This window comes from Mesorhizobium sp. YR577 (assembly GCF_900116595.1).
GTDB lineage: Bacteria > Pseudomonadota > Alphaproteobacteria > Rhizobiales > Rhizobiaceae > Mesorhizobium_M.
Map to the genome: position 1 here is coordinate 1 of NZ_FPBI01000010.1, position 22,091 is coordinate 22,091.

Consider the following 22,091-nt stretch of genomic DNA (forward strand, 5'->3'; position numbering starts at 1 on the left):
AGATGGACGATCCGACAACCGGATGCCAGGTGGGCTGCTACCCACCCGGCAATCCAGTCTATACCGCAACTCAAACATCCAAGAGGTGGCGCGCGAAGCGCGACGGAGAGGGGGCTCTTGCTGAGGGCTCCTGCAGCTAAACCCTACCGCTTCTCGCGAATATCCGTCAGCGTCCGCGCCGGCGTGATCGCCTCCGGGTCGAGCTTTATCTCGATGATAGCCGGCCTGCCGCTCGCCCTTGCGCGCTCGAACGCCGCAGCAAAGTCGGCGGTCTTTTCAACTGTCTCGCCATGGCCGCCATAGGCGCGGGCGAGTGCGGCGAAATCCGGGTTCTTCAGGTCCGTCGCTTCGACGCGGCCGGGATATTCGCGCTCCTGATGCATGCGGATGGTGCCGTAGATGCCGTTGTTGACGACGATGACGATGATCGGCAGATCATATTGCACGGCGGTGGCGAATTCCTGCCCGTTCATCAGGAAGCAGCCGTCGCCGGCAAAGCAGACCACCTCGCGCTCTGGAAACAGCCCCTTGGCTGCGACCGCAGCCGGTGTGCCGTAGCCCATCGAGCCGGATGTCGGCGCGCCCTGCGTGGCGAAGCGGCGGAAGCGATGGAAACGATGCACCCAGGTGGCGTAGTTGCCCGCACCGTTGGTCAGGATCGCGTCTTCAGGCAGCACCTTTTCCAGATAGGTCATGATCGGACCCATCTGCACCGCGCCGGGTCCGGTTTCTGGCGGTGTCGACCATGCGAGATAGTCTGCATGGGCCGTAGCCGTTGCCTCTGCCCATCCCGGAGACGACGGCCCTTTTTTCTTGGCGAAAGCCTGCGTGAACGCGGTCGGCGAGGCATTGATGGCGAGTGTTGGGCGATAAACGCGGCCAAGCTCGCTGGTGTCGGGGTGGACATGCACCAGGGTCTGGTCCGGGTAGGGGCTCTTCATCAGCGTGTAGTCGGACGAGGGCATTTCGCCGAAGCGCCCGCCGACCAGCAGGATCAGGTCCGCTTCCTTGATGCGGGCAGCAAGCTTCGGATTGATGCCGATGCCGACATCGCCGGCGTAGTTCGGGTGCAGATGGTCGAACAGCATCTGGCGGCGGAAGGAAACGCCGACCGGCAGCGACCAGGATTCGGAAATCTCCTGGAAGCCGGCGACGGCCCCCTCGTTCCAGCCCGAGCCGCCGAGGATCGCGAAGGGGCGTTTGGCGCCGGTGAGCAGCCGTTCCAGTTCGGCCAGTTCCGCCTCTCCGGGCCGCGTTTCGACCGGCGTGAAGGGCAGGGCGGCAGGCGCTTCCACCTCGCTCGTCAGCATGTCTTCCGGCAGTGCGATCACCACCGGGCCGGGGCGGCCGGATGTGGCGATGGAGAAGGCGCGCGTCAGGATTTCGGGGATGCGCGCGGCGTCGTTGATCTCGGTCGCCCATTTGGCGATCGGGCCGAAGAAGGCGCGGTAGTCGACTTCCTGAAAGGCTTCGCGCTCGCGGGCATGGCTCGCAACCTGGCCGATGAACATGATGAGCGGGATGGAATCCTGCATGGCGATGTGAATGCCGGCCGAGGCATTGGTCGCGCCGGGACCGCGCGTGACGAAGCAGATACCCGGCTTGCCCGTCAGCCTGCCGTGGCAGTCGGCCATCATTGTGGCACCGCCTTCCTGGCGGCAGACGATGCTCTTGATGGAGGAATCGTAGAGCGCGTCGAGCACTGCGAGATAGGATTCGCCGGGCACGCAATACATGCGGTCGACGCCATTGGCTTCGAGGGCTTCGACGATCAGTTTTCCGCCAGTCTTCATCCGCCTGCCTTCTCCAGTTCCGCCAGAATTTCCGCCGTATGCTCGCCAAGGCGCGGCGAGGGCCGCTCATAGACCAGCGGCGTCTGCGACATAACCATCGGCGCGCGCACAGACGGCAGCTTGTTGCCATGTCCATCGTCGAGATCGAGCCGCATGCCGCGCGCGATCGCCTGCGGGTCGGCGAATGCCTCGCCGATGGTGTTGATCGGGCTTGCCGGCACGCCAGCCCTTTCCAGTTCGGCTAGCAGCGCCTCGCGCTCGAATTTTGCCAGGGCGGCAACCATGGCTTCGCGCAGGGTGACGCGGTTCGCTACGCGCGCGGCATTGGTCGCGTAGAGCGGGTCGGTACCCATGGCATCCAGCCCGACGACGGCGCAGAATTTGCGGAACTGCCCGTCATTGCCGACAGCGAGAATGAAATGACCGTCCTTGGCCGGCAGCACTTCATAAGGCGCGATGTTGGGATGGGCATTGCCCATCTGTTTCGGCGGAACGCCCGAGACGAGATAGTTCAGGTTCTGGTTGGCAAGCACGGACATCTGCGCGTCGAGCAGCGCCATGTCGATCTGCTGGCCCTGGCCGGTCGCCTCGGCATGGCGCAATGCGGCCTGGATGGCGACGACAGAGTAGAGGCCGGTGAAGATGTCAGTAACGGCAACGCCCACCTTCTGCGGTTCGCCGCCGGCCGGTCCGGTGATCGACATCAGCCCCGACATGCCCTGGACGATGAAGTCGTAGCCGGCGCGAGGCGCGTAGGGGCCGTCCTGGCCGAAGCCGGTGATCGAGCAATAAACGAGGCGCGGGTTGACCGCCTTCAGGCTTTCATAATCGAGGCCGTATTTCCTCAAGCCGCCGAGCTTGAAATTCTCGATCAGCACGTCCGCCGTGGCGACGAGCTTTTTGACCGTCTCGGCACCTTCCGGCGTCGAGAAATCGACGGCGATCGAGCGCTTGCCGCGATTGCAGGAATGGTAATAGGCGGCCGAAAGGTTCTCGCCGTCATGGCCTTCGACGAAGGGCGGGCCCCATTTGCGGGTGTCGTCGCCGCCGTCCGGGCTCTCGACCTTGATGACGTCAGCGCCGAGGTCGGCCAGCAACTGGCCCGCCCATGGGCCAGCGAGGATGCGGGCAAGTTCGATGACGCGGATGCCGTGAAGGGGAGGTTGAGCCATGAAGGACCTGACGGTTGCGATGCTGGCACGCTGTAACAATCTTGCGCCGGCCTGTCACCGCCGATGCGCTGTGCCAGCCTGTGCCGGCGCTATTTTCTCACCACCTGCTCGGCCCAGGCGGCGAACTCTTCCATGACGAGATCGCGATTAACCTCGTTCAGGCTTTCGTGGCGGGTTTGCCCGTAAACCTTTGAAACCAGATTCGAAAAGCCCTGCCGCTCCATGCGGCCGGCAAGGTCGGTTATGGCCTTGCCGCCATCGGTCGCCGGGTCCTTTTCGCCGCCGACGATATTGAACGGCAGGTCCTTCGGCACGTTCGCAAAATTGGCGTCATCGGCGCCATGGAAGACAAAGCCGAACAGATCCTGCCATAGCGACACGCTGGCATCCCAGCCGCAGAGCGGGTCGGCGACATATTTTTCGACCTCGACCGGGTCGCGCGACAGCCAGTCGAACCCGGTGCGGTGGTTGGGGATTTTCGTCGCCCAGGCCTGAAAGGTCAGCCTCGGCAATATCCGCGACGGCACGTCGGAGCCGAGACGGAAGCGCTCATAGGCAAGGATCGCCTGTGCCAGCCGGCCAAGCAGCCCGGCCGAGAAGCTGGCGTTCCAGATGGCCGCGCCGCGCAGCCCCTCGGGATGGCGCATGACATAGTTGAGCGTGATCATGCCGCCCATCGAATGGCCGAAAATGATGATCGGCAGCCATGGCTGCTCCTTGCGGATCAACTCGTGGATGGAGGCTATGTCGGCGATCACCTTATCGCCGCCGTCGGGCGTGCCGAAGATGCCCTGCGGCGCATCCGGCGCCTTGGTGTAGCCGTGGCCGCGATGGTCATGCGCATAGGTGTGAAAGCCGCGCGCAGCCATGAAGTCGGCGAAGCGCGCGTAGCGGGCGGCATGTTCGGCCAGGCCATGGTTGATCTGGATCACGCCGCGCGGCGCACCCTTGGCGCGCTTCATATAAAGGTTCAGCTTTGCGCCGGTTGGCGACTCATGAAGCCTTTGGCTGTCGAATGGCATGATTTCTCCCTCGATTGCGGACTGTTGGCCACGGCGATGGGCGCGTCAAGGGAGCGTGCGCTGCCATCCACCGACCTTGGATTTCATGACTGAACTTTGGATGTTTTTTCTGCACCAATGATGTCAGGAGGCCTTCGGTTTGCCCTTGTGCATCGAAATGCGAACCATATATTCCATTCGCTTCCCAAGTCGGCCCCCGGACTTCTCCGCCACATTCTCCAAAGCACCCGCGAATGCGGCCATCAACAGGCACTGTCATGCAGCCGATCATTTCCGTTTCCCATCTCTCCAAGACCTACGCCACGGGCTTCAAGGCGCTGAAGGACATCAATCTCGAAATCCGCAAGGGTGAGATTTTTGCGCTGCTCGGCCCCAACGGGGCGGGCAAGACGACGCTGATCAGCATCATCTGCGGCATCGTCAATCCGAGCGAGGGCACGGTGGTGGCCGACGGCCACGACATCATTAGGGATTACCGCGCCGCGCGCTCGCGGATCGGGCTGGTGCCGCAGGAACTGACGACCGACGCCTTCGAGACGGTGTGGGCGACGGTCAGCTTCAGCCGCGGCCTGTTCGGCAAGCCGAAGAACCCGGCCCATATCGAGAAGGTTCTGCGCGAACTTTCGCTGTGGGACAAGAAGGACAGCAAGATCATCACCCTTTCCGGCGGCATGAAGCGCCGGGTGATGATTGCCAAGGCGCTGTCGCACGAGCCGCAGATCCTGTTCCTCGACGAGCCGACCGCGGGCGTCGATGTCGAACTCCGGCGTGACATGTGGGAGGTCGTGCGCTCGCTGCGCGATACCGGCGTCACCATCATCCTCACCACGCACTACATCGAGGAGGCTGAGCAGATGGCCGACCGCGTCGGTGTCATCAGTCATGGCGAGATCATTCTGGTTGAAGAAAAGGCCGAGCTGATGCGCAAGCTCGGCAAGAAGCAGCTGACGCTTCAGTTGCAGGGCAAGCTCGAAACCATTCCCGCAGCACTTGAAAAGCACGGGCTGGAACTGTCGCCGGATGGCGACGAGCTGACCTACACCTACGATACGCAGCAGGAGCGCACCGGCATAACCACGCTGCTGCGCGACCTCAACGAAGCGGGCATCCGCTTCCGGGATTTGCAAACCAAGCAGAATTCGCTGGAAGAAATCTTTGTAAGCCTGGTGCGGGAGCAGCGGTCATGAACTTTTACGCCATCCGCGCGATCTATCTGTTCGAAATGGCCCGCACATGGCGCACGCTGCTGCAAAGCATCGTCTCGCCGGTCATCTCGACCTCGCTCTATTTCGTCGTCTTCGGCTCGGCCATCGGCTCGCATATGAAGGAGATCGGCGGCGTCAGCTACGGCTCTTTCATCGTGCCGGGGCTGATCATGCTTTCGCTTTTGACGCAGAGCATCTCCAACGCCTCCTTCGGCATCTATTTTCCAAAGTTCGTCGGCACGATCTATGAGTTGCTGTCCGCGCCGGTTTCCTCGCTGGAAATCGTCGTCAGCTATGTGGGTGCTGCCGCGACAAAATCCATCATCCTCGGGCTGATCATCCTTGCGACCGCAGCGCTCTTCGTGCCGCTGCACATCGAGCATCCGCTGTGGATGATGCTGTTCCTCGTGCTGACGGCGGTGACGTTCAGCCTGTTCGGCTTCCTTATCGGCATCTGGGCCGACGGTTTCGAAAAGCTGCAACTGGTGCCGCTGCTGATCGTGACGCCGCTGACCTTCCTCGGCGGCAGCTTCTATTCCATCGATATGCTGCCGCCCTTCTGGCAGAAGGTGACGCTGTTCAACCCGGTGCTCTATCTGGTCAGCGGCTTCCGCTGGAGCTTTTACGGCGTGGCCGACGTTAATATCGGCGTCAGCCTCGGCATGACGCTGGCGTTTCTTGCGGCGTGTCTGGTTGCCGTGTGGTGGATATTCAAGACGGGGTGGCGGATTAAGGTGTGAGGGGGAAGCGCGCTGTAGATGGCTACGGCTCCCCCAAAAGCATTTGCCGTTTCGCCCTGCATCGCCTACATAGCGCGCAACCTCCGCAAACAGATCAGGGATTAGCCAAGCGTGGCACGCCAGTTCATCTATCACATGGCCGGGCTCAACAAGGCCTACGGCACCAAGAAAGTCCTCGAAAACCTCCATCTCTCCTTCTACCCGGACGCCAAGATCGGCATTCTGGGCCCGAACGGCGCCGGCAAGTCGACCGTGCTCAAGATCATGGCCGGTCTCGACAAGGAGTGGAACGGCGAAGCGTGGCTCGCCGAGGGTGCGACCGTCGGCTACCTGGCCCAGGAGCCGCAGCTCGATGCGACCAAGACGGTCTTCGAAAACATCATGGAAGGCGTCGCCAAGAAGACGGCCATCATCGAGCGCTACAATGAGCTGATGATGAACTATTCCGACGAGACCGCCGACGAGTCGGCGCGTCTTCAGGACGATATGGACCGGCTGAACCTCTGGGACCTGGAACAGCAGGTCGAGATGGCGATGGAAGCGCTGGCCTGCCCGCCCAAGGACTCGGAAGTGACCAAGCTTTCGGGCGGTGAGCGCCGCCGCGTCGCTCTGTGCAAGCTGCTGCTCAGCGAGCCGGACCTTCTGCTGCTCGACGAACCGACCAACCATCTCGACGCCGAGACCACGGCCTGGCTGGAAAAGCATCTGCGCGCCTACAAGGGTGCGGTGCTGCTCATCACCCACGATCGCTACTTCCTCGACAACGTCACCGGCTGGATCCTCGAGCTCGACCGTGGCCGCGGCATTCCTTATGAGGGCAACTACACCGCCTATCTCGAAGCCAAGGCCAAGCGTCTCAAGCAGGAAGGCCGCGAAGACGATGCGCGCCAGCGCGCCATCAACCGCGAGCGCGAGTGGATTTCTTCCAGCCCCAAGGCGCGCCAGACCAAGTCCAAGGCTCGTATCCAGGCGTTCGAGGATTTGCTGGAGCAGGCCGACAAGCGCCGTCCCAGCGACACGCAGATCGTCATTCCGCATGGCGAGCGCCTCGGCAATGTCGTCATCGAGGTTGCCGACCTCAACAAGGGTTTTGGCGACGAACTGCTGATCGAGGACCTGACCTTCAAGCTGCCGCCCGGCGGCATCGTCGGCGTCATCGGCCCGAACGGCGCCGGCAAGACCACGCTGTTCAAGATGATCACCGGTCAGGAGACGCCCGATTCCGGCTCGATCCGCGTCGGCGAAACAGTGAAGCTCGGTTATGTCGACCAGAGCCGCGACGCGCTCGACCCGAACAAGACCGTATGGGAGGAAATCTCCGGCGGCGCCGAAGTGGTCAAGCTCGGCAAGTTCGAGGCCAACACCCGCGCCTATTGCTCGTCGTTCAACTTCCGTGGCGGCGACCAGCAGCAGAAGGTAGGCAATCTCTCCGGCGGCCAGCGCAACCGCGTGCACCTCGCCAAGATGCTGAAGACCGGCGGCAACGTCCTCCTCCTCGACGAACCGACTAACGATCTCGACACCGAAACGCTGGCGGCACTGGAAGACGCACTGGAAAATTACGCCGGCTGTGCCGTCATCATCTCGCACGATCGCATGTTCCTCGACCGCATGGCGACGCATATGCTGGCGTTCGAAGGCGACAGCCATGTCGAATGGTTCGAGGGCAACTTCGAGGATTACGAGAAGGACAAGATCCGCCGCCTCGGCCCCGACGCCGTCAACCCGCACCGCATGACCTACAAGCGGCTGACGCGGTAGGACGATGTTCGAGCGCCTGAAAGAAAAAGGCTTCAACGTACTGGCGCTTCATCACGCTGAGGCAATCATTTCTGTAGACATGCCAGAGGCGGCAGCCGAAATTGAAGCTGCTCTTCTTGGCCTTGAAATACCGATAACAGAAATTGTTGCTGGCGGAGGTGGCGAAGCGCGGCTTACGCAACGTTTGCGCCGAGGTTTGGCTGATCGTGATTGGAGAAAACGAAACATTCACGTTCGCAAGCTGGTGAAATGGGGCGAGAACGAGCAGGAGCGTGAAGTCGCTTCACTTTCACATGAGATTGATCATGTGAAACCCTTCGGTGCCGAGAATTCAGTCTTTGCGCTTGAGATAGAATGGAACAACAAGGATCCATTCTTTGATCGCGATCTAGAGAACTTCAAACGGCTTCATGCCGAAGGGGCAGTCTCAGTTGGCGGACTGATCACCCGTGGTGACTCTATGCAAAACGAAATGCGCAGCCTGCTTCGTCGCTTCGCCGACGAACAGGGGATCGACGACATCGATCAATTAGATGCTTTCGGATATTCGCCTACGAGACGTCAACGAAACATGATTATGTCTCGAGCTGAACGAACAGGCGATTTCAGACAAGCATGGGTAGATGCTTTCGTCAGCGACAAGTTTGGTGAAGCCACGACACACTGGCGCAAGCTTCAAGACCGTGTTTTGCGTGGTGTCGGAAACCCCTGTCCGCTTGTGCTAATCGGAATCCCATCAAGCGCTATTTCATTTTAGCTACTCCGCAGCTTCCGCCGCGGAGTTATAGGCATACGTCTTCCAAGTGGGCTTATAGTCCTCGTCAGCCTGATTGCCCCAATACGTCCAATTGGGTCTGGTTCCTCGTGCGAACAACTCCAAATATGGACCTTTGGAGCAGCGCTCAATCAAATCATATTGCTCGTCGGGCTTGCGTGAATGTTCGCGCTTGCGCGATGAAAGATAGTTAACTTGGCTACGTCCCGGAGCCTCCGTGCGCGCATTCTTTCCGCGCACGCCGAAAAGCAGAAGTTCGGTTACGTTACGGAAATAGAATCCGACACCACGTCCATCCGAGCCGCCGTCCTTGCGTATCTTGTGCCAGACGATGTTGGATTTGTATTCGAATCCCCAAGCCTGCATCACCCTAAGCCCATCGGGCAGCAATGCATTTGGTACCCATAGGTACAGATGCGTAGGTTCTTTGCAGAGGTCTACAACCGGCAAGTCACAAATGTCTTGGGTTGTCATTGTTTCGTAGCGAGAAAGGCGGCGATGCTCTGGAGCCACCTTGCCGGTGCGATTCGTAAACCTCCACGGCGGGTCGGCCAAAACAGTACCAAACCGTTTACCAGCAGTAGCGCGGGCCAAATCGATGGCTGCGTTCATCGCCTCAGCATTCACGTCAGCCTCCAATACTAAATTTCTGAACAAAACAGGAACATGTGTGCTTTGTCAACCGTGCCAGATTCGAACCGATCTGTCTTCGTGTTCACATCATCGATTTGACGCTATCACCTATTTTGACTGCGTAATCGAGTCGCAAGGAGAAAGCGATGAAAGACTGGTCCGCATCCCAATATCTCAAATTCGAGGATGAGCGCACCCGTCCGGCGCGTGATTTGCTGGCGCAGGTGCGGATCGAAACCCCGCGCCATGTCGTGGATATCGGCTGCGGGCCGGGCAATTCGACCGAGCTTCTGGCGGCGCGCTGGCCGCAGGCAAAAGTCAGCGGTGTCGACTCTTCGCCGGCGATGATCGAGGAGGCGCGGCGCCGGCTGCCGGCACTGGAATTCACGCTCGCCGATGCGGACAGCTGGACGCCGGACGGGCCAGTGGATGTAATCTTCGCCAATGCCGTCTTCCAGTGGCTGCCCAACCACAGGGCCGTTCTGGCCCGGTTGCTCGGCCTGCTTGCGCCGGGCGGCGTGCTTGCCGTGCAGATGCCGGACAATATCGGCGAGCAGTCGCATGTGCAGATGCGCGAGACGGCCGCCACCATGCCCTTTGCCGCAAAGATCGCCAAGGCGCGAGCGCCGCTGCCGCCTGTCACGTCCTACTACGATCTTCTGACGCCGCAGTCTGCCCGGCTCGACATCTGGCACACCATCTACAACCATCCGCTGGCGAATGCTGAGGCGATTGTCGAATGGGTGAAATCAACCGGGCTGAGGCCTTTCATCGATCCTCTCGACGAGGACGAGAAGCGCCAATTCCTGAAGGAATACACCACGCGCATCGCGGCTGCCTACCCACCAGCTGCCGACGGCAAGGTGCTTCTTCGCTTTCCACGGCTTTTCATCGTGGCGCAACGGGTGTAAAGCGCCTGCCTTTGCCACGCAGGTTAAGCTGACGTAAACTGCCGCCCTGCGACACTATCCCCGGGAGACCGCGTTTCTGCAAAGCGTGCGCGAGCAGATCGTGAGAAGCGAGCGCACCGGACAGGCATAGCATGCATCGCGTCATCATCAGCGGCATCGGCATCAAAATCCCCGAAGCCTCGATCTCCAATGAAGAACTGGTCGCAAGCTTCAACACCTGGGTCGATGCAGAGAATCCGCGCCGCGCCGCGCAGGGGCTCGATCCGCTGCAGAAGTCCGATTCCGATTTCATCGTCTATGCCTCGGGCGTGAAGAAGCGCCACGTCATCGAGCGCGAGGGCATTCTCGATTCGGCCCGCATGGCGCCGCGCATTCCGGCGCGTCCGGACGATGCGCTGTCGCTGGAAGCCGAATTCGGAATCGCCTCGGCCGAGCGCGCGCTGGAGCATGCTGGTTTGCAGCCGTCCGATATCGACATGATCATCTGCTCGGCCTCGCATCACCAGCGGCCCTATCCTGCCATCGCCATCGAGATGCAGCACGCCATGGGCACGCAAGGGGCGGGCTTCGACATGGGGCTCGGCTGCTCTTCGGCTGCCGCGGGGCTGCATGTCGCCGTCAATCTGGTGCGGTCGGGTGCGCAGAAGCGCGTTCTGGTGACGACGCCGGAAATCATCACCGGTCACCTCAATTTCCGCGACCGCCAGACGCATTTCATCTTCGGCGACGCATCGGCCTCGATGATCGTCGAGGCCATCGGCGAGGGCGAGACGCGGCCCGGCCGTTTCGAGGTGCTGGACACGCGCACCTGGACGCAGCTTTCGAGCAACATCCGCACCAATCTCGGCTATCTCACCCGCACCGCGCAGGAAGACCCCTACATGATCAACATGGAGGGCAACATGATCAAGCAGGTCGGTAACAAGGTGTTCAAGGAAGTCACCGTTGCCGGCCACCGTTTCATCGTCAATTTCCTGGCCGAGCATGGGCAGACGCCGGACGATATCCGCCGCTTCTGGCTGCATCAGGCCAATGCGCGCATGAATGCGATGATCCTGAAGCTCTCCTTCGGCCATGAGGTCGGCCATGATCGCGCGCCGATGGTGCTGGAACGCCTCGGCAACACTGCCGGCGCCGGCGCCGTCATCGCGCTTCAGGAAAACCATGCCGACATGAAGGCAGGCGAATACGGCCTGCTTTGCGCCTTCGGTGCCGGCTATTCCATCGGCGGCGCGCTGCTCAGAATGATGTGATGTACGTCGTCGCTTGTGATCAGCGCGGGATGAAGGGCACCAGCATCGGAACGCGTCGGGCGTAGTCGTCATAGGCGGAGCCCAGTCCTTCGCGCAGGAATCTTTCCTCAAGCCTGGCCTTGAGCCAGATGCCGAGGGTCAAGGCGATTGTACCGGCGATCACCCAAAAAGTGCCTCGGGCGGCCATGGTGGCGTAAATCGAGAGCAGCAAGCCCGAATAGATGGGGTGCCTGACCAGGGCATAAGGGCCCGACTCCACCACATGATGACCAGCCTTGCGCGTGACTTCGCCGGACCACAGCCGACCCAGATGCAGCCGTGCCCACCAGCAAAACGCAATGCCTGTAGCCACCAGCGCGACACAGGCCCAGCTTTCCGCGGAGGTCGGAGCCCAGAAGCGTGGAACTGCGGCGTGGCCGCGTGAGGGAATGAAGACGAGGATTGTGCCGAGGACGAGTGGCATCCTGTAACGAATTTCGGCCCGAACACCCACCCGTTTCTCGGTCCTGTCGGCCCAGGCGGACGCCGCCACCCATGAGGCTAGCCACGCCAGCCATAGAAGCCCGATTGCAGTCATCGGATGCATATCGATACCCAAGCCGTGCCTGTTGGACATGTCATGAAAGTGCGGCAGCAGGGCAGGATTGTGGCGGATTCCTTCACGCAACCGCGATCGTTCATAAGCCGTCTTCATGGGCCGATCATCGCTTTGAACTGGACCCGGCGCGGCAAGTCCGGCAAATTCCACTGACTTCAAGCAAGGAACGAATACATGTTGGATCTCCTGCCCAACACCGAAAACCTGCCCGAAATCCTCCCCGCAAGGAAGCTGTCGGCTCGCGTCGCAGGCATTTACGTTGCGCAGGGCGACGATTTCGAAACACGGGCGACGGACAGCCTGCAGCTCGAGTTCCAGGGTATTCCGCGGGATTTTCATGCCGGCTACACGCGCCGCTCGGGCGGGCGCGAGCCGTGGTATCCGCGGGGTACCGAAATGCGCAATGAGCGTCAGGTGTCGATCGTGGCGCCCGACGAACTGGCGCTGGTCGCCGAGCGCATGGACATCGCCGAAATCAGGCCGGAATGGATCGGCGCCAATCTGCTGCTCGAGGGCGTGCCGCATCTTTCCATGCTGCCGTCAGGCACGATGCTGTTCTTCAAGGGCGGCGTGACGCTGAAGATCGACGCCCAGAACGGCCCATGCCGCATTGCCGGCAGACGGGTGGCCGAACGCGCCGGCATGGCAGACCGCGACGCCGGCTCGCTGCTGTTTCCGAAGGTGGCCAAGCGGTTCCGCGGGCTGGTTGCCTGGGTCGAAAAGCCGGGCCGCATCGAGAAGGACGAGGAAGTTTCGGTACGCGTGCCGGAGCAGTGGATCTACCGGGCCTAGCCAAGTGCCCGACGGCTACCGGGCAGCTTGCGCCGACGCGGGCTTGGGCTTGATCGTAGTGACCTTGTAGACCGTCCCGGCCTTGTCATAGGTCGTCCACTCGCCGATCTGAACGCCGCCCCTGAAATGGCCGGAGCGGAGTTTCGTGCCGTCCTTGCGAAACCATTCCCAATAGCCTTCGGGCTGGCCGTCGCTGAGCTGTCCGACAGCCCACAGGCTACCGTCCTTGTGGTAGTGGCGATAAGGCTCCGCCGCCATTCGTGTGCCTCCGCTTTTGCTGGCCGTGTGAGCCGCAAGAAAACCAGAAATGACCTGGGCCGACAAGCGCGTGTCCGGTCGCCCGACGGCTTGCGGGTCAGGCATCCTCATCATCCGGGTCGAGCAGCCTCGTCGCGCGCCAGCCGGTGAGCACCTTGTTGGTCTGGTCGACCACGAAGAAGCGCGCAGAATCGCGGTCGTAGCCTTCATCGAGCAGCTTTTCGTAGTCGGTATGCTGGTGGCGCACATGAGCGACGGTTGCCAGCCAGACGGCGATTGCCGGCGGCAGCGTTTTCATATGCACGGCCCCGGCATCGGCTCTGATCTGCTCGGTGTCGGCGTAAGGCGCCATCGGCAGCAGGGCCGTAAGCGCCTTGGCAATGGCGCGGCGGCGGCCGGTCGAGCCTTTCATTTCGCATCCTTGCTGCTGGCAAAGACCGCATCGGCAATGAGATCGACAGTCGGAATATAGGGCTTCAGGTCGATTACCGGCGTGCCGTCCAGCACGTCGATGGCGTCGAGCGTCAGCGTGCCGGTCTCGATATCGAGCGCAAGCAGCCTGGGGATATGCAGACCGACCGGGTTTGGCCGGGCAGGGGAGCGCAGGGCGAAAACGCCTTTGGCGTCAGTGGCATGGCGCGGTTTCTGTACAATCAGATTCCGCGGAGCGTGATGCAGCCACGTCAGGACGATGACGTGGCTGGCATTGGCAAGTCCTGTGAGGCCGGAGCAGTAAGGCTCATCGACCTCCAGCGTTGCGCCTTCGCCGGTCTCGCGGGCTGTGCGCATGTTCTTCGGACAGGTTTCGCGCGTCGTCCAGGGCGAGCGGATGCGGCCGATGAACACGATGCTGCCGTCTGCCGGCATGGCCGCCGGATCGTCGGCCAGGAGTTGCTCGCCGTCGCGCTTTTCGAACATGTTCATTCGGCCCAAGAGAGAAACGTCATTTTCTTGCCTGCCAGCGACATTAGTGATTGCAAAAGTCGCCGTCGTCACATAAAGATATGTTTATGTCTTTTTTTGAGAGATGTCACCCATGCGGGTAACTTTAGATTCCCTGGTAGATACATTGAAGGCCGCTGCCGAATCCAGCCGGCTGCGCATTCTTGCGCTGCTTTCGCGCGGCGACCTCACCGTGTCGGACCTCACCGAAATCCTCAACCAGTCGCAGCCGCGCGTTTCGCGACACTTGAAGCTGTTGCTCGAAGCTGGGCTGATCGGCCGTTACCAGGAAGGGTCCTGGGCCTTCTTCCGCGTTTCGGATTCGGATGTCGCGCGCGATTTCGTGCACGGCCTGGTGGCGCGCGTCCATGATGGCGACCCGCAGATCGAGCGCGATCTGGAGCGGCTGGTGTCGGTGAAGCGCAAGCGGCAGGAGCGGGCGACCGAATATTTCAGCGAGAACGCCGCGAGCTGGGACGAAATCCGCTCGCTGCATGTGCCCGACCGCGCCGTCGAGACCGCGCTTCTCAAGCTGGTCGGCAAGCGCCCGTTCCAGTCGATGCTCGATCTCGGCACCGGCACCGGCCGGTTGCTGGAAATCTTCGCGCCGCTCTATCGCCGCGGCATCGGCATCGATATGTCGCGCGAGATGCTGACGGTGGCGCGGGCCAATTTGGACAAGGCCGGCGTTTCCAACGCGCAGGTGCGGCAGGGCGATATTTTTGCGCCGCCGGTCGAGCGCGATTCCTTCGATCTCGTCACCATGCATCAGGTTCTGCATTATCTCGATGATCCCGCGTCGGCCATTCGCGAGGCCGCCCGGCTGTTGCGCCCGGCCGGCCGGCTGGTGATCGTCGATTTCGCGCCGCATACGTTGGAGTTCCTGCGCGAGGAGCATGCGCATATGCGTCTCGGCTTCTCCGACCGGCAGATCGAGGAGTGGTTCGCTGAGGCCGGCCTTGATCTTGAAGAAACCCAGGATTTCGAGCCACGCGGCGGCTCCGAAGCCAAGCTCACCGTCAAACTCTGGCTCGGTCGTGACCGTCGCCTGCTGATTGCCGACCCCATACCCAACGCAGCCATCTCGAGGGAAACTGTCTGATGAGCAATTACGGTTTTTCCCGGCGTTCCGACATCGGCGACAAGATCCGCGTGTCGTTCGAATTCTTTCCGCCCAAGACCGACGAGATGGAAGCGCGGCTTTGGGATACGGTGAAGCGGCTGGAGCCGCTGCAGCCGAATTTCGTCTCCGTCACCTATGGCGCCGGCGGTTCGACGCGCGAGCGCACTGGCCGCACCATCAAGCGCATCCTGGGCGAAACGAGCATCCCGGCCGCCGCGCATCTGACTTGCGTCGGTGCATCCAAGGACGAGGTCAATGCGGTCATCGCTGAATTCGTCTCCTACGGCATCAAGCGTTTCGTGGCGCTGCGCGGCGATCCGGCGTCGGGCGTCGGTGGCACCTATCGTCCTCACCCCGAGGGTTATCAGAACGGTGCCGATCTCGTTGCCGGCCTCAAATCCTTCGGCGATTTCGACATTTCCGTCGCGGCCTATCCAGAAAAGCATCCTGAAAGCCCCGATTTCGCAACCGATATCGAGATGCTGAAGCGCAAGGTCGACAATGGTGCGACGCGCGCCATCACCCAGTTCTTCTTCGACAACGATCTCTATGAGCGTTACGTCGAGCGGGTGCGCCGGGCCGGCATCTATATCCCCATCGTTCCGGGCATCCAGCCGGTTCACAGCTTCAAGCAGGTGGCGAATTTCGCTTCACGTGCCGGCGCGCATGTGCCGGCCTGGCTGGCTGAGCGCTTCGAGGGCCTCGACCGCGATCCGCAGACCCATGCGCTGGTTGCCGCCGCAGTGGCTGCCGAGCAGGTGCTCGATCTGGTCGAGCGCGGCGTCGGTGATTTCCATTTCTACACGATGAACCGCTCGGACCTCGTGGTCGCGATCTGCCACATGATCGGCATTCGCGCGCCTGCCGTGAGCGTCGTGGATACGGCCGGATCGGCTGCTGCCTGACATAGACTGCCTGAAACGGAAAAGGCCGGGCGTTTGGCCCGGCCTTTTCATTTATCTACCAGTCAGTGCTGGTCTTCAAGCTCGGCGGCTTTAAGGAAGAACCCCTACGATCAGGGCGCCGATAACAGCGAACGCAGCACAAATCATCAATGCATTGATTGGCCGTGTAAGTCCCATATGTAGCCTCCAATATTGAGCTATGGGCCAGAGTCTAGGGGACTTTGGGCAACAGGCAAGCAGAAAACGTGCTGCATTGCGGCAGGATTGTGAAAAAACCGACCCTTTTGGAGGGTTTAGTTTTTGAAATCATTAGCCGAAAGTCGTAGTTACGCCTGTGAATAAATTATGGCGACAAGCCGGCAGTTTTGCGTCATCGACGGCGAAACAGCCGGCCGTCGATCGTCACCAAGCCGAGCGCGATCAGCGCCATGCCGATGGCTTCGATAAGGTCCATGCGTTCGCCGAGGAAGGCGATCCCCAGCAAGGTGGCGCTCACCGGCACGATCAGCGTGACCAGCGAAGCATTGGTGGCGCCGGATGAAGCGACGAGGTTGAAATAGAGGATATAAGCGAAGGCGGTCGATAGCAGCGCCAGCGCCAGCACCGCGCTCCACACTGGCAGGCTGGCGCCGAACAGGCCGGTTGAGCCGTAGAGCGAGAGCACGATGGGAATCATGATGATGGTCGAGGCGGTCAGCTGGCCGGTCGCCACCACCGGCGGCGGCAGCGCCTTGAAGCGGCGGGCAAAGATCAGCGCGAAGGCATAGGAAACCGAAGCGCCGACCAGCGCGAACTTTGCCCAGACCGGCCCGCCAAGACCGGCGATGACGCCGGGTCCGATCATCACTGCCGTGCCGGCAATGCCCAGCAGCACGCCGGCGATCTTGTTCCACGACAGTTTTTCGTCCGCCGTCATCGCGTTTGCCAGCATTACCGTCCAGAACGGCGTCGTGGCGTTGAGTACGGATGCAAGGCCGGCGCCGAGTTCCGTCTGGCCGAGAAAGATCAGCGAAAACGGAATGACGTTGTTGAGCAGCGCCAGCACGAAGAAGCTGCCGGCATAGGGTAGGGCAAGCCGGAAAGAAGGCCCGCGCGCAGCGAGATAGACATGCAGCGCAAGTGCTGCGATCGCCACGCGAAACAGCACCAGCACCAGCGGCTGGATCTCGCTGACGGCGATGCGCGCAAAGAAAAACGAGCCACCCCAGATGGCGCCGAGCAGCAGAAGCTGGCCCCAATCCTTCGCGCTCATGGTTTTCTGCACTGCGCCTGCTGTCGATGTAACGGCCATGGAAGCTCCCAACCCGTCGGCCCTGATCGGGCTGCGGCTCGCAATCCCTAAGAGGCTTCTCCGACTCACGCCACCCGATTTCAGCCAGCTTGCCCGTTTCCCGCGGCAAGCGCCAGAAACTCACGGGCTGCGCGGGTCAAATGGCGTTCCTTGTGGCGGATGGCGAGAAAGCGACGCTTCGGCAGCGCGACTGGCATCTGGACGAGCGTGCCGGCCGCCACAGCTGCGCTTGTGACGAGGCTGGACATGACGGTTGCCCCGGCGCCGGCCTCGACTGCCGTGCGCACAGCCTCGTTGGAAGAAAGTTCGAGCGCGACGTCGAGCTCGGCAGGCCGGATGCCGAGCGCCACCAGCGCTTCCTCGAACATGGCGCGGGTGCCGGAGCCCGGCTCGCGCAGCACCCAGCGCGAACTGCGCAGGTCGCTTGGCGCGATCGACTTTCGGCCGGCCCAGGCGTGGGAGGTGCCGACCACCAGCACCAGTTCGTCGTCGGCTGCCGGTGTTATTTCCAGCATCGGATCGTCGATCTCACCCTCGACGAAGCCGAGATCGGCGAGCCCCTCATGCACAGCGGCTGCGACCTGCTCGGTGTTGCCGATGGTGAGCCGCATGGCGATGCCGGGAAAATGCGCCTGGTAGCGATGCATCAGCGGCGGCAGCCAGTAGTTGGAAACGGTCTGGCTGGCGGCGATATGCAGCGAGCCCCGCTTCAACCCGGCAAGATCGGCCAGGACCGCTTCGGCCGACGCCGCGCGTGCCAGCACGGCGCGCGCCTCGACCAGAAACAGCCGCCCGGCCTCGGTGAGTTCAATGCGGCGGCCGACGCGGTCGAACAATTTCGTCGCGTGCCGTTCCTCGAGAGCGGCGACGGCGGCACTTGTGGCCGATTGCGTCAGGTTGAGATCGCGGGCGGCGCGGGTTACGTGTTCGCGTTCGGCGACGGCGATGAAGATGCGGAGCTGTTCGAGGGTCATGGGAGGCGACCCGCCATCGCTGGCGCGGTAGCTACCCCACCAGCTTGATCATCCCAAAACTGAACGTCGCGATGAACAGAAACGCAGCCAGCCCGAGAAGCAGCGGGCGTAAGCCCTTGGCGCGCAGCTTGGCGATGTCGGTTTCGAGACCCATCGCAGCCAGTGCCATGCTGAGCATGAAGGTCGTCGCCATCACGATCATGCTCTTCGCCTCTGAAGGGATCGTCACGGCGCTGTTGAAGGCGACCATCGCGATGAAGCCGAGCACGAACCAAGGAATCGGCGCCTTTGCCGTCATCTGGCTGTTGCCGTTGCGCCTTGCGCGGCGCGTCGCCATCAGCCCAAGCGAGAGGACCACGGGCGCCAGCAGCATGACGCGGCTGAGCTTCGCCACCGTGCCGAACTCGCCGGCCTGTTGTCCGTCCTGAAAGGCTGCCGCCACCACCTGCGCGATTTCGTGGATCGATGCTCCCGCCCAAAGGCCATAGGCGTGGGCGTCGAGGCCGAGCAATCCGGGCAGCAGCGGATAGGTGAACATGGCGATCGAGCCGAACACGGTGACGCAGGCCACGGCATAGGCGACGTCCTCGTCCGGCGCGCGGGTAACCGTGTTGGTCGCGATCACCGCCGAGGCGCCGCAGATCGAGGTTCCGGCTGCGATCAGTTCGGCCAGCCTGCGCTCCACGCCGAGCACTCGGCCAAGCCGCACGGTGAAGATGAAGGTGGACACCAGCGTCAGCGCGATGATGGCGATGCCGGTGGCGCCGACCTCGGCGATCTGCGCTGCGGTCAATTGCAGGCCAAGCAGGAGGATGGCGAGGCGCAGCACCCGGCGCAGCGAGAAGACGACGCCGGCTTTCGCCACTGCCGGCGTTCCGACGAGATTGTGGAAGGCGATGCCGATGACGATGGCCAGGATCATCGGGCTGAAGACCGAGACGCCGGGGATTTCGCGCAGCACGAACCCCGTCGCCGCGATGGTCACGGTCAATGCAAGCCCCGGCACCACCGCCATGACTTGCGCCCGGATGGTCCGCTTTTGCCGAGCCGGTGCGATGTCGACTGGAGAAGAAACTGCTGCGGAGGCAGTTGCGGCGAGCGGGGAATGGGCATTCATGGCAAAAAGTCCAATCTGGTATTGCCATGGTCTCGCTCATTCCAATCAATCGATCCAACGCATTATATCGCAGAAACTGTTCGCTAAAAGCGAATGATTGAAATTAATCGTCGCGGTCTAACGGATTCCCTTTGTTCGCTGCATGCTCTAAGTTCGCGCCCACTGCCTCGAGGAGGATGCATGCAGCGATTCGACAATGCGAAAGCAGCAGCCCTTGCCCTTCGTCCAGACGATCCGGTCTATTGCTTCAGGCCGGAGGTTCTGAAGAAGGACACCAGGCAGTTCATGGAGATGTTTCCCGGCAAGACTGCCTATGCCGTGAAAACCAACGGGGAAAATCTGGTCCTGAAAACGCTGGTCGAGGCCGGCGTCACCGCCTTCGACGTCGCTTCGCCGGGCGAGTTTGCCGCCGTGCGCGCCGTCTCGGCCGATGCCGAAATGCTCTACATGCATCCGGTCAAGGCGCAGTCAGATATCAGGCTGGCGCTGGAAAAATACGGCATCCGCGTCATTTCCATCGACCATGAGGACGAAATCACCAAGGTGACGCGGGTGGTGCGGGCGCTCGATATCGATCCGGGCGCGATCACCGTTTTCGTTCGCATCCAGACCAAGGGATCTGCGGCCTACGAATTGTCGAAGAAATTCGGCGCCGGGCCGGCCTATGCGGTCGAACTGGCCGAGCGGCTGAACAAGACCGGCTACAAGGTCGGCATCTGCTTCCACGTCGGCAGCCAGATCGAGGATCCCGACACCTATGAGCGCGCGCTGGCGTCGGCCGACTGGATACGCAACCGGCTGAGTTTCGACATTGCCGGGCTGGATGTCGGTGGTGGTTTCCCGGCCGAATACGGTCACGACCCCAACCGCAAGAAACAGGAGATGCCTTCGCTCGGGCAGATCATGTCGCGGCTGCGCGGCGACATAAAGGAATACCAGTTCGACGGCGTGCCGCTGGTGGCCGAGCCCGGCCGCGTCATCGTCGCGCGCGCCTTCTCGCTCATCGTGCGCGTGCTGCTGCGCAAGGGCAGGCGGCTCTACATCAATGACGGCATCTGGGCGTCTTTGTCGGATTCCTGGACTGGAAAGATCACGCTGCCTGCGCGCTTCATCCCCGATCCGGCGATCCGCTCGCGCAATGGCGACGAAGGCAAGATCGTGCCATTCAAGGTCTGCGGCGCGACCTGCGATTCCGTCGATATTCTGTCACGGCCTTTCTGGCTGCCGGAAACCATCGACACCGGCGACTGGATCGAGATCGGCCATATTGGGGCCTACTCGCTGTCCCTGCGCACGCGCTTCAACGGCTTCTATCCCGACACATTCGTCGAGGTGACCACGCCCTTCGACGAGGGCGAAGCGCCACAGGGCTTTGCGAGTTTGGAGACGATGGCTTGAGAGAGTGAGTAGGGAATAGAGAGTAGTGTTTGTGTCGGCGTTTTCAGCCCCTAGCTTTCACTACTCACTACTCACTACTCACTCTTTCACAAATTCGCCAGCAGTGCCGGCGTCGGCCAGCCATCGACGGGCAGGCCGAGCCTGATCTGTTCCTGGCGGATCGCCTCGCGGGTGTTGGTTCCCAAAATGCCGTCGATGCCGCCGACATCGTAGCCCTTGTCATGCAGCTTCTGCTGCAGGGTCTTCATGGCGTCGCCGGTGAGGCCGGCTTCCGGGGTGCGGCGCTCGAAGGGTGGCTCGCCGGCGAGACGGGTCGCCAGATGCGCTGCCGTCAGCGTGTAGGTGATCGACTGGTTCCATTCGAGATAGACGTCGTAATTGTCGAAGCTCAGGAAGGCCGGGCCCTTGTGGCCCATCGGCAGCACGACGCCGGCCTTCAGGCCATTGTCCTTCAGCGGGTTGCCGTTGCGGTCGGTGACGCCCCAGGCGATGAGCTGCGACATCGGCAGCTTGTTGGTGCGGCCAGTCTGTTCCCAAGGCATATTGTCGGGAACGCGCACTTCGATCAGCCATGGCTCGCCGCGCTTCCAGCCGCGCGACAGGATCTTGTTGCCGGTGGTCATGATGACGTCGGGCGCGCTGTTGCGCAGGTCGACGATGCCGTCGCCGTCACCATCGACGCCGCGCAGCAGGTAGTCGGAGGGCAGGATCTGCGTCTGGCCGATCTCGCCGGCCCATGCGCCGGTGACATCTGCGGGCAGGATGCCGCGGTCGATCAGCGTCAGCAGCGGTATGATCTGCGGGCGGAAGAGCTGGGGCCGGCGGCAGTCATGCGACAGCGTCACGAGCGCGCTCAGCGTGTGGAAATCGCCCTGCACGGCGCCGAAGTCGGTCTCCAGCGCCCAGAAGGCGGCAATCACCGGTCCCGGCACACCGAATTCCTTTTCGGCGCGGGCGAATACGTCGGCATATTTCTTGAGATTGGCCGCGCCCTGCTTGAGGCGGTAGTCCGAAATCATGCGGCCGGAAAATTCAGCGAAGGTCTGGCTGAACACGCCCTGGGCGCGATCGCGCTGCAGCACTTTCGGGTCGATGTCGGAATTGTCGAGGGCAGTCAGGCCTTTTTCGCCGACGCCGGCGGCCTGCGCTTCGGCATGCAACGCTTTCTTCCAGGCAGCAAAATCACCGCCGCATTCCTGTGCCATCACAGGTGTTGCTACAAACGACACGAAAAGCGCCGCCAGCGCCGTAAAGCGTGCTACCATAAATACAACTCCAAGCCTTGATGCCCTCGATATCACCTTTGCCTAATGGACATGGCAAAAAACGGGCAACGGCGCGAATTAGCCGCATATCTGGCCGGATGGAAGCCGGATTTTCTCACGCTCGCGTGAGAAGGGCGAATATTCACTTATCGACGGCCTGTAA

Annotated in this window: 22 protein-coding genes; 10 read left to right on the forward strand and 12 right to left on the reverse strand. The window is 61.8% G+C overall.

Going from position 1 to position 22,091, the window contains the following annotated elements; translation table 11 throughout:
- Positions 1 to 143: 143 nt before the first annotated feature.
- From BM413_RS15555 to BM413_RS15565, 3 genes are all read right to left on the reverse strand, one after another.
- On the reverse strand, positions 144 to 1,793 hold the full coding sequence (locus BM413_RS15555) for a thiamine pyrophosphate-binding protein (protein WP_091914611.1): 1,650 nt from the start codon (positions 1,791 to 1,793) through the stop codon (positions 144 to 146).
- Positions 1,790 to 2,965: a CaiB/BaiF CoA transferase family protein gene (locus tag BM413_RS15560; protein ID WP_091914613.1), complete on the reverse strand. Its 1,176-nt coding sequence runs from the start codon at positions 2,963 to 2,965 to the stop codon at positions 1,790 to 1,792. The genes BM413_RS15555 and BM413_RS15560 overlap by 4 nt, the downstream gene beginning before the upstream one ends.
- Before the next feature lie 89 nt (positions 2,966 to 3,054).
- Positions 3,055 to 3,987: an alpha/beta fold hydrolase gene (locus tag BM413_RS15565; RefSeq protein WP_091914615.1), complete on the reverse strand. Its 933-nt coding sequence runs from the start codon at positions 3,985 to 3,987 to the stop codon at positions 3,055 to 3,057.
- 257 nt (positions 3,988 to 4,244) lie between these two features.
- On the opposite strand from BM413_RS15565, the gene BM413_RS15570 reads away from it, so the two are divergent.
- The 4 genes from BM413_RS15570 (at position 4,245) to BM413_RS15585 (ending at position 8,450) form a co-directional block, all read left to right on the forward strand.
- Complete coding sequence (locus BM413_RS15570) at positions 4,245 to 5,174, forward strand: ABC transporter ATP-binding protein (RefSeq protein WP_091914617.1); 930 nt, start codon at positions 4,245 to 4,247, stop codon at positions 5,172 to 5,174.
- Positions 5,171 to 5,932, forward strand: coding sequence for an ABC transporter permease (locus tag BM413_RS15575; RefSeq protein WP_091914619.1), 762 nt, complete (start codon positions 5,171 to 5,173; stop codon positions 5,930 to 5,932). The genes BM413_RS15570 and BM413_RS15575 overlap by 4 nt, the downstream gene beginning before the upstream one ends.
- 111 nt (positions 5,933 to 6,043) lie before the next feature.
- Complete coding sequence (gene ettA / locus BM413_RS15580) at positions 6,044 to 7,693, forward strand: energy-dependent translational throttle protein EttA (protein WP_091914621.1); 1,650 nt, start codon at positions 6,044 to 6,046, stop codon at positions 7,691 to 7,693.
- Between the two features lie 4 nt (positions 7,694 to 7,697).
- On the forward strand, positions 7,698 to 8,450 hold the full coding sequence (locus tag BM413_RS15585) for a BglII/BstYI family type II restriction endonuclease (protein WP_091914623.1): 753 nt from the start codon (positions 7,698 to 7,700) through the stop codon (positions 8,448 to 8,450).
- Here BM413_RS15585 and BM413_RS15590 read toward each other — a convergent pair whose 3' ends face one another.
- Positions 8,451 to 9,095 (reverse strand): MT-A70 family methyltransferase, encoded by a 645-nt coding sequence (locus BM413_RS15590; RefSeq protein WP_244537888.1) that lies wholly within the window; start codon positions 9,093 to 9,095, stop codon positions 8,451 to 8,453. It abuts the gene before it with no gap.
- 152 nt (positions 9,096 to 9,247) lie between these two features.
- On the opposite strand from BM413_RS15590, the gene tam reads away from it, so the two are divergent.
- Together tam and BM413_RS15600 are read left to right on the forward strand one after the other, a co-directional pair.
- On the forward strand, positions 9,248 to 10,012 hold the full coding sequence (gene tam, locus BM413_RS15595; RefSeq protein WP_091914625.1) for a trans-aconitate 2-methyltransferase: 765 nt from the start codon (positions 9,248 to 9,250) through the stop codon (positions 10,010 to 10,012).
- A 131-nt stretch (positions 10,013 to 10,143) separates the two neighbouring features.
- Positions 10,144 to 11,265, forward strand: coding sequence for a beta-ketoacyl-ACP synthase III (locus tag BM413_RS15600; protein ID WP_091914627.1), 1,122 nt, complete (start codon positions 10,144 to 10,146; stop codon positions 11,263 to 11,265).
- A 19-nt stretch (positions 11,266 to 11,284) separates the two neighbouring features.
- Here BM413_RS15600 and BM413_RS15605 read toward each other — a convergent pair whose 3' ends face one another.
- A complete protein-coding gene (locus BM413_RS15605; protein ID WP_244537889.1) occupies positions 11,285 to 11,959 on the reverse strand; it encodes a methyltransferase family protein in 675 nt (224 codons plus the stop codon).
- A 78-nt stretch (positions 11,960 to 12,037) separates the two neighbouring features.
- Here BM413_RS15605 and BM413_RS15610 point away from each other — a divergent pair, with 78 nt between their 5' ends.
- Positions 12,038 to 12,655 carry an MOSC domain-containing protein gene (locus BM413_RS15610; protein ID WP_091914629.1) on the forward strand — a complete coding sequence of 206 codons (618 nt, stop codon included), beginning with the start codon at positions 12,038 to 12,040 and terminating at the stop codon, positions 12,653 to 12,655.
- Between the two features lie 15 nt (positions 12,656 to 12,670).
- On the opposite strand, the gene BM413_RS15615 is transcribed toward BM413_RS15610, so the two are convergent.
- The 3 genes from BM413_RS15615 to tsaA all read right to left on the reverse strand — a co-directional run bounded on the left by BM413_RS15615 (position 12,671) and on the right by tsaA (position 13,831).
- Positions 12,671 to 12,913 carry a toxin-antitoxin system YwqK family antitoxin gene (locus BM413_RS15615; protein WP_091914631.1) on the reverse strand — a complete coding sequence of 81 codons (243 nt, stop codon included), beginning with the start codon at positions 12,911 to 12,913 and terminating at the stop codon, positions 12,671 to 12,673.
- Between the two features lie 97 nt (positions 12,914 to 13,010).
- Positions 13,011 to 13,325 carry a DUF2293 domain-containing protein gene (locus BM413_RS15620; RefSeq protein WP_091914633.1) on the reverse strand — a complete coding sequence of 105 codons (315 nt, stop codon included), beginning with the start codon at positions 13,323 to 13,325 and terminating at the stop codon, positions 13,011 to 13,013.
- Positions 13,322 to 13,831, reverse strand: coding sequence for a tRNA (N6-threonylcarbamoyladenosine(37)-N6)-methyltransferase TrmO (gene tsaA, locus BM413_RS15625; RefSeq protein ID WP_091915060.1), 510 nt, complete (start codon positions 13,829 to 13,831; stop codon positions 13,322 to 13,324). The genes BM413_RS15620 and tsaA overlap by 4 nt, the downstream gene beginning before the upstream one ends.
- 118 nt (positions 13,832 to 13,949) lie before the next feature.
- On the opposite strand from tsaA, the gene BM413_RS15630 reads away from it, so the two are divergent.
- Positions 13,950 to 14,957 carry an ArsR/SmtB family transcription factor gene (locus tag BM413_RS15630; RefSeq protein WP_091914635.1) on the forward strand — a complete coding sequence of 336 codons (1,008 nt, stop codon included), beginning with the start codon at positions 13,950 to 13,952 and terminating at the stop codon, positions 14,955 to 14,957.
- On the forward strand, positions 14,957 to 15,883 hold the full coding sequence (gene metF / locus BM413_RS15635) for a methylenetetrahydrofolate reductase [NAD(P)H] (RefSeq protein ID WP_091914637.1): 927 nt from the start codon (positions 14,957 to 14,959) through the stop codon (positions 15,881 to 15,883). The genes BM413_RS15630 and metF overlap by 1 nt, the downstream gene beginning before the upstream one ends.
- A 370-nt stretch (positions 15,884 to 16,253) precedes the next feature.
- On the opposite strand, the gene BM413_RS15640 is transcribed toward metF, so the two are convergent.
- The 3 genes from BM413_RS15640 to BM413_RS15650 all read right to left on the reverse strand — a co-directional run bounded on the left by BM413_RS15640 (position 16,254) and on the right by BM413_RS15650 (position 19,163).
- Complete coding sequence (locus BM413_RS15640) at positions 16,254 to 17,174, reverse strand: DMT family transporter (RefSeq protein ID WP_091914639.1); 921 nt, start codon at positions 17,172 to 17,174, stop codon at positions 16,254 to 16,256.
- A gap of 80 nt (positions 17,175 to 17,254) precedes the next feature.
- Positions 17,255 to 18,148: a LysR family transcriptional regulator gene (locus tag BM413_RS15645; protein ID WP_091914641.1), complete on the reverse strand. Its 894-nt coding sequence runs from the start codon at positions 18,146 to 18,148 to the stop codon at positions 17,255 to 17,257.
- Positions 18,149 to 18,179: 31 nt separating this feature from the next.
- Positions 18,180 to 19,163, reverse strand: coding sequence for a YeiH family protein (locus BM413_RS15650; RefSeq protein ID WP_244537899.1), 984 nt, complete (start codon positions 19,161 to 19,163; stop codon positions 18,180 to 18,182).
- 282 nt (positions 19,164 to 19,445) lie between these two features.
- On the opposite strand from BM413_RS15650, the gene BM413_RS15655 reads away from it, so the two are divergent.
- A complete protein-coding gene (locus BM413_RS15655) occupies positions 19,446 to 20,663 on the forward strand; it encodes an alanine racemase (protein WP_091914645.1) in 1,218 nt (405 codons plus the stop codon).
- An 86-nt stretch (positions 20,664 to 20,749) separates the two neighbouring features.
- On the opposite strand, the gene BM413_RS15660 is transcribed toward BM413_RS15655, so the two are convergent.
- Complete coding sequence (locus BM413_RS15660) at positions 20,750 to 21,928, reverse strand: lytic murein transglycosylase (protein ID WP_091914647.1); 1,179 nt, start codon at positions 21,926 to 21,928, stop codon at positions 20,750 to 20,752.
- Between the last annotated feature and the right edge of the window lie 163 nt (positions 21,929 to 22,091).

Coding starts and splice junctions, on each gene's coding strand:
- BM413_RS15555 (WP_091914611.1), bottom strand. CDS start 1,793: ATGAAGACTGGCGGAAAACTGATCGTCGAAGCCCTCGAAGCCAATGGC.
- BM413_RS15560 (WP_091914613.1), bottom strand. CDS start 2,965: ATGGCTCAACCTCCCCTTCACGGCATCCGCGTCATCGAACTTGCCCGC.
- BM413_RS15565 (WP_091914615.1), bottom strand. CDS start 3,987: ATGCCATTCGACAGCCAAAGGCTTCATGAGTCGCCAACCGGCGCAAAG.
- BM413_RS15570 (WP_091914617.1), top strand. CDS start 4,245: ATGCAGCCGATCATTTCCGTTTCCCATCTCTCCAAGACCTACGCCACG.
- BM413_RS15575 (WP_091914619.1), top strand. CDS start 5,171: ATGAACTTTTACGCCATCCGCGCGATCTATCTGTTCGAAATGGCCCGC.
- BM413_RS15585 (WP_091914623.1), top strand. CDS start 7,698: ATGTTCGAGCGCCTGAAAGAAAAAGGCTTCAACGTACTGGCGCTTCAT.
- tam (WP_091914625.1), top strand. CDS start 9,248: ATGAAAGACTGGTCCGCATCCCAATATCTCAAATTCGAGGATGAGCGC.
- BM413_RS15600 (WP_091914627.1), top strand. CDS start 10,144: ATGCATCGCGTCATCATCAGCGGCATCGGCATCAAAATCCCCGAAGCC.
- BM413_RS15605 (WP_244537889.1), bottom strand. CDS start 11,959: ATGAAGACGGCTTATGAACGATCGCGGTTGCGTGAAGGAATCCGCCAC.
- BM413_RS15610 (WP_091914629.1), top strand. CDS start 12,038: ATGTTGGATCTCCTGCCCAACACCGAAAACCTGCCCGAAATCCTCCCC.
- BM413_RS15615 (WP_091914631.1), bottom strand. CDS start 12,913: ATGGCGGCGGAGCCTTATCGCCACTACCACAAGGACGGTAGCCTGTGG.
- BM413_RS15620 (WP_091914633.1), bottom strand. CDS start 13,325: ATGAAAGGCTCGACCGGCCGCCGCCGCGCCATTGCCAAGGCGCTTACG.
- tsaA (WP_091915060.1), bottom strand. CDS start 13,831: ATGTTCGAAAAGCGCGACGGCGAGCAACTCCTGGCCGACGATCCGGCG.
- BM413_RS15630 (WP_091914635.1), top strand. CDS start 13,950: ATGCGGGTAACTTTAGATTCCCTGGTAGATACATTGAAGGCCGCTGCC.
- metF (WP_091914637.1), top strand. CDS start 14,957: ATGAGCAATTACGGTTTTTCCCGGCGTTCCGACATCGGCGACAAGATC.
- BM413_RS15640 (WP_091914639.1), bottom strand. CDS start 17,174: ATGGCCGTTACATCGACAGCAGGCGCAGTGCAGAAAACCATGAGCGCG.
- BM413_RS15645 (WP_091914641.1), bottom strand. CDS start 18,148: ATGACCCTCGAACAGCTCCGCATCTTCATCGCCGTCGCCGAACGCGAA.
- BM413_RS15650 (WP_244537899.1), bottom strand. CDS start 19,163: ATGGCGGTGGTGCCGGGGCTTGCATTGACCGTGACCATCGCGGCGACG.
- BM413_RS15655 (WP_091914645.1), top strand. CDS start 19,446: ATGCAGCGATTCGACAATGCGAAAGCAGCAGCCCTTGCCCTTCGTCCA.
- BM413_RS15660 (WP_091914647.1), bottom strand. CDS start 21,928: ATGGTAGCACGCTTTACGGCGCTGGCGGCGCTTTTCGTGTCGTTTGTA.